The following is a 6,260-nucleotide window of genomic DNA, read 5'->3' on the forward strand; positions in this document are numbered from 1 at the left end:
GCGACGGCCGACGGCGCCCAAGGTGTCGCGGACGGTCTGCAGCCTGAGCCGTTGGCGCATCGCCGCGATGCAGGCCGAGAGGAGTGAGCAAGGCTCAGTCGACGTACTGCGTTCCATCGAAGATGTACCGGTGATGCTTCCTATTGGCGGCGCAGACCCACCAGGTCTCGTTTTCGAAGTGCTGCAGCGTCATGATGCCTCGCGATGAACCAGCGGGACACAGGGGGCACTTGAGCCGGGGATTGATCCATTCGAGCCGGTAGTTGTCTTCACGCTTGCGAACGGTGCCAAGCACGAGTGATCCCAGTCGAACGACTGCCCAGCCGTTCATACGGGCGGTGAGCAGCGGCACCGCAATCAGCGCGGCGCCCACGGTGAGTGCCGCGAGAATCCCAATGACGATCGGCTTACCATCACCATTCGGTGCAATCAGGACGCCCCCAAAAGTCACCGCGAGGCCGATCACAGTGGCGAGGTTCGCCGCAAGCTCCAGTGCGCGACTGACGAAGCGCGTGCCGTGCTTTTCATGGTCTGCAGTCGGCCGGCTGTCCCACCCCTTGCCCTGGGTGATGTGGATGTCGCGCGTCTTCCCAGCGATGGCAATGCCTTGCGCGGTCGATGCAACTGCCTGTGCCTGTGCCTGTGCCTGTGGTGTGAACTGCGCGGTGCCGCAGTAGTTGCAGTGCGCGAATGCCGCATCGATTGACTGTCCGCACCCAGCGCATGGTCGTGTTGACTCGTACACGTTAGCCCCCTCGTTGTCGTCTTGTATTCGACGGTACGGAGGGGAGCCGACATCGCTAGCCGGCACAAAACCGGCACAAGCCTTCGCTGGCGGACATTTCGTCTCGCTGCGCTCGGTCAACAACCGGGAGCTTCACTCGCTCTACGACCGGTCTGAACGGCACAGGGGAGCGGCACAGAAATCTGCTCTCACCGGGTAAAAGGCGAAACCCCCGCGATGTAGAAGCTACGCGAGGGTTTCTGGGCTGATTGTAACGATCAGCCTTGTGGCTCCGACCGGCATCGATCCGGTGACCTTTCGATTTTCAGTCGAACGCTCTACCAACTGAGCTACAGAGCCGCACAAGCCCGAAGGTGGAAGCTTCTGACCTGCGTCCTAGACGACAGGCCTTTCCGAGGAAAGGCCTGTCGCTTGGAGCGACCCTGACGGGACTTGAACCCGCGACCTCCGCCGTGACAGGGCGGCACGCTAACCAACTGCGCTACAGGGCCAGAACTATGAAATTGTATCGGAAAGAGTGACCCCAACGGGATTCGAACCCGTGCTACCGCCGTGAAAGGGCGGCGTCCTAGGCCGCTAAACGATGGGGCCGGAGGCGAACCTCGGGGGTTCCCTTGCCGACGCTCAAGCATAAGGGGTTTCTGCAGTAAAACACCAATCGAGAGCGCGTCGCTCTGGATCCCGGGCGTGTCCGGGAGCAGAATGAAGGTTGGTCCCGTCCCGTCCCTGAACGCACGATCAGCAGATGAAGACCCGAAGAATTCCCGATCCCGAGCGGGATCCGAGGGTTGCGAAAGATGCTGATGTTGTTAGTGTGACATGAGTGAAACCGGCGAAAGGGAGCCTGGTGAACCATCCGAACCTCGAAGACGACCGTCGACCCGGACGGACGTCGCTCGTTCGGCGTGCCCGCGCGGCGCGCCCAGGACGCCGTCGCAGCGGCGCCGCGCTCAGCATCGCCACCGTGGGTGCGCTGATCCTTGGCCTCTTCCTCGGCGCTCCGGCGGCATACGCCGACGACTACCCCAGCTGGGACGACGTGCAGGCGGCGAAGGCCAATGAGGACGCCGCCGCGAACGAGGTCGGCCGCATCCAGGGGCTCATCGCCTCGCTGACGCAGAACGTCGCCGACACCAAGGCCGCCGCCGAAGCCGCGGGCAACGAGTACTTCGCCGCGCAGCAGGCGCTCGACGCGCAGGCCCGCCGGCTGGCGGATCTGCAGGGGCAGGCCGACACCCAGAAGAAGGTCGCGGACGACACCGCCAGCAAGGCCGGTCAGATCGCCGCGCAGCTCTCGCGCAACGGCGGCGACACCACGGCCCTGCAGCTGTTCTTCTCGAAGTCGACCGCCAACACCGACGAGCTGTTGCAGCGTCTCGGACAGATGGACCGCGTGCTCTCCGGCACCCAGGCGATCTACGACAAGGCCCTCGAGGCGAAGAACACCGCGCAGTCGCTGACGGATCAGGCCACCGCGGCCAAGGCCGAGCGCGACCGCCTTGCGAAGATCGCCGAAGACAAGATGCAGAAGGCCCAGGCCGCGGCTCAGGCCGCCGCTGCGGCTCTCGCGGATCAGCAGACGCACCTCGGCCAGCTGCAGGCGCAGCTCGCCGCGCTGCAGGACACCACGGCCAAGACCGTCGCGCAGTACCAGGCGGGTGAGGCGGCACGCGCCGCGGCAGAGGCCGCTCGGCAGGCGCAGCTCGCCGCGGAGCGTCAGGCCGCCGAAGAAGCCGCTCGCCAGAACGGCGGCGGTGGTGGCGGCGGCGGAGGCGGCGGCGACAGCGGAGGCGGCTCGGTCGGGAGCGGCGGCTGGGTCCGTCCGTTCGGCGGCTACCAGTCCTCCGGCTACGGCTACCGCGTGCCCGACTGCGACTACTGGGGCTGCTCGTCCAGCTTCCACGCCGGTGTCGACCTCGCCGACGGCAGCTGCGGCTCCCCGATCTTCGCCGCGCACTCCGGCACCGTCGTCTACGCCGGCTGGAACGGCGGCTACGGCAACTACATCAAGATCGACAACGGCGACGGCACCGGACTCGCCACGGGCTACGGCCACATCCTCAACGGCGGCTACAACGTCAGCGGGGGAGACTGGGTCAGCGCCGGGCAGGTGATCGCCTATGCGGGCAACACCGGTGGCTCCTTCGGCTGCCACCTTCACTTCGAGGTCTACCAGTGGGGCAGCACCATCAACCCCATCACCTTCATGCAGAACCAGGGCGTCTACATGGGCTGATCCTCGGATCCCCTCATGAGAAGACCCCCGGGCCGCTGAGCGGCACCGGGGGTCTTCTTCGTCTGCGTCCGAAGGTCAGTGACCGTCGTTCTTGAAGCGCTCGATGGCCTCGTCGAGGATCCGCTGCGCCTCGGCGGCGTCGCCCCACGCGTCGACCTTGACCCACTTGTTGGGCTCGAGGTCCTTGTAGTGCTCGAAGAAGTGCGCGATCTCCTTCTTCGTGTACTCGGCCAGGTCGCCCAGGTCCTGGATGTGCGACCAGCGCGGGTCCTTGCTGAGCACGGCGACGAGCTTGTCGTCCCCTCCGGCCTCGTCGCTCATCTTCAGCACGGCCACCGGGCGCACATTCACCACGACGCCGGGGAAGATGGCCTGGTCGAGCAGCACCAGCACGTCCAGCGGGTCGCCGTCCTCGCCGAGGGTGTTGTCGAAGTAGCCGTAGTCGGCCGGGTAGCCGAAGGTCGTGTAGAGCACGCGGTCGAGGTGCACTCGTCCGGTCTCGTGGTCGACCTCGTACTTCACGCGGCTGCCGCGCGGGATCTCGATGACGGCGTCGTGTGCGCCCATGCGTGTACTCCTCAGGAAAGACGGTTGGATGCCGCGCACCAGCCTACTTGCGCGCGCCCATGAGCGCCCGTCGGCGCCAGGGACGAGGGGCGCGACGCCCGACCCGGGTAGCGTGAGAGCGTGCCGTCCCTCTCTCCCGCCGTCGCCGAGATCCGCCGTGCGGTGCGCGCCGCGCTGGCCGCGCTGCCCGAACCGCCGACCACGGTGATCGTGGCGCTCTCGGGGGGCGCCGACTCTCTGGCGCTGGCCGCCGCCGCCGCGTTCGAGGCGCGCGCCGCGGGGATCCGCGTGCGGAGCGTGACGGCCGACCACGGGCTGCAGGACGCCTCGGAGCGGGTCGCCGCCGAGGCCGCCGCGAAGGCCTCTGCGCTCGGCATCGACGCGATCGTGGAACGCGTCGTCGTCGCCGACTCCGGAGAGGGACCGGAAGCCGATGCGCGCGCCGCCCGCTACGCCGCGCTGCGCCGGGTCGCGCAGCGGGACAGCGCGCCGGTCCTGCTCGGGCACACGCTCGACGACCAGGCGGAGACGGTGCTGCTGGGTCTGTCCCGCGGATCCGGCGCCGGCAGCCTGCAGGGCATGGCGCCGGTGCGGATCGACGAGGACGGCACGACGTGGATCCGTCCGCTCCTCGCGGTGCGGCGCGAGACGACGCGCGCCGCCTGCGCCGCGGAGGGGCTCGACCCCTGGAGCGACCCGCACAACGCCGATCCCCGCTACCTGCGCGTGCGTGCTCGTGAGCGCGTGCTGCCGGTGCTCGAGGCCGAGCTCGGGCCGGGCATCGCCGAGGCGCTCGCCCGCACGGCCGAGCAGCTGCGCGAGGACGCGGAGGCGTTCGACGAGATGATCCACGAGACCATCGAGGACATCGTGGAGCATGCCGAAGCGGGGATCTCCGTCAGCGCCGCGGCGCTCGCCGCGAACCCCGCGGCCCTGCGCAACCGCGTGATCCGCCTGGTCGTGCAGAGCGAGTTCGGTGTCGGCCTGACCCGCGCGCAGACGGTGGAGGTCGCGCGTCTGGTGACCGACTGGTCGGGCCAGGGCCCGCTCGATCTGCCCGGCTGCACGGCCGCCCGCATCGGCGGCCGGATCGTCTTCGCCGCGCGCTAGGCGACGGCGGATCCCTGGATCCGCGCTCGCGAGGGCACGGGTTGTTGTCGAGTGCACCGCGTCTTGGCGCGAACGAGCCGTGCGTTCGGCAAGATCCCGTGCACTCGGCGGGCCGGGCTGGGCGCGGGGTGGATAGGCCGTGCGTTCGGCAGGTTCCCGTGCATTCGGCGGGTCGCCGCGGGGCGCGGGGTGGATAGGCCGTGCGTTCGGCGGATCCGCGTCCGCGAGGGCACGGGTTGTTGTCGAGTGCACCGCTTCCTGGCGCGAACGAGCCGTGCGTTCGGCAGGTTCCCGTGCTTTCGGCGGGTCCGGGCGGGGCGTGGCATGAACAGGTCGTGCGTTGGGCGGATCCGCGCCCGCGAGGGCACGGGTTGTTGTCGAGAGCACCGCTTCTTGGCGTGAATAGGCCGTGCGTTCGGCAGGTTCTCGTGCATTCGGCGGGTCGCGGCGGGTCGCGGCGGGGCGTGGGGTGAATAGGCCGTTTGTTGGGCGGATCCGTGCCCGCGAGGGCACGGGTTGTTGTCGAGTGCACCGTGTCCTGGCGTGAACAGGCCGTGCGCTCGGCAGGATCTCGTGCACTCGGGGGCTCCCGGCGAATCCGGGCAAGTCCGTGCGGGATCCGGGCAGGTCCGGGCAGGTCGCCCCGCGGAGCAGGTCCCCCTGACACGACGAGACGCGGCCCCGAGGGGAGCCGCGTCTCGGGGTCGAGCTACTTCTTGCCGCCGAGGAGGCCGCCGATCAGGCCGCCGATGTCGATGCCGCCCGCGCCGCCCGCGGAGGAGCCCTGCTGACCGCCGCCGAACAGGCCGCCGAGTCCGCCGAGGATGTCGCCGAGGCCGCCACCGCCCGACGCCGAGCCCGAACTCGAGCCCTGCTGCTGGCCGCCGCCGAGGAGGCCGCCCAGGATGTCGCCGAGCCCGCCGCCGCTGCCGCCGGCCGAGCCCTTCTGGCTGTTCGCGATGAGGCCCATCACGATCGGGGCGAGGATCGGGAGCAGCTTGCCGAAGTCGATGCCGGCCGTCTTCTGCTCGCTGGTCAGGGTCTGGGCGACCTGGTCTGCGTTGTCGCCGAACACGTGCGACACGATCTTCTGACCATCGGCCTCGTCGATGTCGTCGATCGAGGCTGCACCGGAGAAGCCGTCGTGCTTCGCGAGCGCCGCCTCGATCGCAGAGGAGCCCTCCGTGGTCTCGGCGTTCTTGGCGAGGCCTCCGAGCAGCGCCGCGCCGCCCTCCTGCACCGCCTGCCGCGCGACGTCCTCGCTGACGCCGAGCTTCTGCGCGATGTCGCCGATCGGCACCTGGTTGAGGATCTCGTCGATGTCCATGGGACTCCTTCCGTCCGCGACGGGGGCTCGGTTCCCCCAAGCGCCACCCCGCCTCTCCGCTCACAGTAGCGGGCACGGGTCGCCTGCGGGAGAACGGATCCGGTCGCGTAAAATCGATCCATGCGCGCTGCGGACATCCCCGACGACCTGACCGACATCCTCGTCACAGAGGAGGAGATCCGCACCAAGCTCGACGAGCTCGCGGCGCGGGTCGCCGAGGACTACGCGGGCAAGGATCTGCTCCTGGTCGGAGTGCTCAAGGGCGCCGTCATGGT

Annotated in this window: 5 protein-coding genes, 3 tRNA genes and 1 pseudogene; 3 read left to right on the top strand and 6 right to left on the bottom strand. The window is 69.0% G+C overall.

Annotated features, from left to right (window positions below):
• Positions 1-94: 94 nt before the first annotated feature.
• The 4 genes from B7X32_RS17235 to B7X32_RS17250 form a co-directional block, all read right to left on the bottom strand.
• Positions 95-745, bottom strand: a complete 651-nt coding sequence (locus tag B7X32_RS17235; protein ID WP_292722404.1) for a hypothetical protein — start codon at positions 743-745, stop codon at positions 95-97.
• A 266-nt stretch (positions 746-1,011) separates the two neighbouring features.
• Positions 1,012-1,084 (bottom strand) — tRNA-Phe (locus tag B7X32_RS17240).
• A gap of 78 nt (positions 1,085-1,162) precedes the next feature.
• A tRNA-Asp gene (locus B7X32_RS17245) sits at positions 1,163-1,236 on the bottom strand.
• 27 nt (positions 1,237-1,263) lie between these two features.
• A tRNA-Glu gene (locus B7X32_RS17250) sits at positions 1,264-1,336 on the bottom strand.
• Positions 1,337-1,592: 256 nt separating this feature from the next.
• Between B7X32_RS17250 and B7X32_RS17255 the strand changes: the two genes are divergently transcribed.
• The gene (locus B7X32_RS17255; protein ID WP_292722406.1) at positions 1,593-2,981 is read left to right on the top strand and encodes a M23 family metallopeptidase; all 1,389 of its coding nucleotides are present in this window, start codon (positions 1,593-1,595) and stop codon (positions 2,979-2,981) included.
• Between the two features lie 75 nt (positions 2,982-3,056).
• On the opposite strand, the gene ppa is transcribed toward B7X32_RS17255, so the two are convergent.
• Positions 3,057-3,548: an inorganic diphosphatase gene (gene ppa, locus B7X32_RS17260; protein WP_105688269.1), complete on the bottom strand. Its 492-nt coding sequence runs from the start codon at positions 3,546-3,548 to the stop codon at positions 3,057-3,059.
• Between the two features lie 120 nt (positions 3,549-3,668).
• Between ppa and tilS the strand changes: the two genes are divergently transcribed.
• A complete protein-coding gene (tilS, locus tag B7X32_RS17265; protein ID WP_292722412.1) occupies positions 3,669-4,658 on the top strand; it encodes a tRNA lysidine(34) synthetase TilS in 990 nt (329 codons plus the stop codon).
• Positions 4,659-5,367: 709 nt separating this feature from the next.
• On the opposite strand, the gene B7X32_RS17270 is transcribed toward tilS, so the two are convergent.
• On the bottom strand, positions 5,368-5,985 hold the full coding sequence (locus tag B7X32_RS17270; protein ID WP_292722415.1) for a DUF937 domain-containing protein: 618 nt from the start codon (positions 5,983-5,985) through the stop codon (positions 5,368-5,370).
• Between the two features lie 120 nt (positions 5,986-6,105).
• Here B7X32_RS17270 and B7X32_RS17275 point away from each other — a divergent pair.
• Positions 6,106-6,260: pseudogene (locus tag B7X32_RS17275) on the top strand (hypoxanthine phosphoribosyltransferase); the annotation flags it as partial.

The organism is Microbacterium sp. 13-71-7, from assembly GCF_002257455.1.
Classification (GTDB): Bacteria; Actinomycetota; Actinomycetes; order Actinomycetales; family Microbacteriaceae; genus Microbacterium.